Here is a 1,592-nt window from a genome sequence, read left to right as displayed (position 1 = left end):
AAATGATGCGATAGCGACTGCCGAACTATATCTAGCACAGATTAATTGCTTGTTTGGCCTTTCATCTGCGCCATTACATGTTTTAGTGAATGCTTCGCGCTAACATTTAACGCATACATCAACAACGCTCGACAGAGTTTCTTCGTACTAAAGTTGGGCTAAAAATAATGGTTTCATCTTCAACTTTTTCGTCACGAGACAGCGCCAAAGCCAAACGGGCGGCGCGTTCTGCCATCATCTCGATTGGGTAGCGAATAGTAGTCAAGCTAGGGTGAACAAAGCGGGCGATCAAGCCATCATCGAACCCGACCATAGAAACCTTACTTGGTACGTCAATGCCATTTTGATCTAACGCTGCCAATGCGCCAGCGGCCATGTAGTCGTTGTAGGCCACCACTCCAGTAATCTCCAAAGATTTGGTTAACAGGTTGGTCATCGCAACTTCGCCACCATCACTGTTGGGTTCACCGTACTCGATGTAGCTTTTGGAGAGTTCAATACCATGTTCTTCCAATGCTGCTTGGTAACCTTGCAATCGCTCATCGGTATCTTCGATATCGTGGGATGAGGCAATGCAAGCGATTTTGCGATGCCCGTGACGAATCAAATATTCTGTCGCGAGGAATGCTCCTTTGCGGTTATCAAGGGAAATACAGCGTTCGGCCAGCTCTGGGATATGACGATTGATAAGCACCATACCTTTCACCTCTTGGGCGTAGCCAATTAGCTCCTCATCAGATAAGCCTTTCGAGTGGATGACTATTGCATCGCAACGGCTGTTGATCAGCAATTCTAGGGCTTGACGCTCATCTTCTGGATTATGGTAACCGTTGCCAATCAAGATATGTTTGCCATTTTCGCGCGCGACATTATCGACGGATTTGACCAGCGTGCCGAAGAAAGGATCGGACACATCACTCACCAACACACCCATGGTGTTTGTGCTTTGACTCACCAGTGCGCGAGCTGCGGCATTGGGTCTGTAACCCAATTTGCTCATTGCTTTGGTGACCGACTCTACCGATGATTGACTGGCTTTTGGAGACTTGTTGATCACGCGAGATACCGTTGCGACCGAAACGCCGGCTTCTTTCGCGACATCCTTGATCGTTGCCATATAGAACCTTTAGTGGCTAAAAATTTTGACTGAAAGTATTAAACACCCATTGTGTAATAAGTGCAATTTGATAGAGGATTTGCTTTCGGAAATGAGATCTTTACCACTTGTATTTATTAAGCTTACTGATAGTGTAAACGTTATCTTTTTAGTAAAACTTTACTGAGGTTTTAATTATGGAAACTATCGCTTACTCTGATTTTGCCAAATTAGAAATTCGTACCGGAAAAATCATTGAAGTGGCTCGTCATCAAAATGCAGACAAGCTGTATATTGTGCAAATTGATATTGGTGAAAAAACACTGCAAACCGTAACCAGTTTAGTACCTTATTACACCGAGGAAGAGTTGATGGGAAAACAAGTGGTCGTGTTGTGTAATCTTGCCAAAGCCAAAATGCGCGGCGAAACCTCTGAATGTATGTTGTTATGCGCAGAAACGGATGATGAATCCGAAAGTGTGTTACTAACGCCAGA

2 protein-coding genes are annotated in these 1,592 nt (G+C 44.6%); one reads left to right on the top strand and one right to left on the bottom strand.

All coding sequences use genetic code 11. From position 1 onward, the window contains the following. Window positions 1-118: 118 nt before the first annotated feature. Window positions 119-1,117: a substrate-binding domain-containing protein gene (locus R7P67_RS23890; protein WP_140377348.1), complete on the bottom strand. Its 999-nt coding sequence runs from the start codon at window positions 1,115-1,117 to the stop codon at window positions 119-121. Window positions 1,118-1,293: 176 nt separating this feature from the next. On the opposite strand from R7P67_RS23890, the gene R7P67_RS23885 reads away from it, so the two are divergent. Continuing rightward, the coding region (locus R7P67_RS23885) for a tRNA-binding protein (protein ID WP_318086202.1) at window positions 1,294-1,592 on the top strand (299 nt) is incomplete at its 3' end.

This window comes from Vibrio sp. Vb0937, from assembly GCF_033338855.1.
Note: the sequence above shows the minus strand (reverse complement) of the source record. Positions and strands in the feature narration are given on the sequence as shown.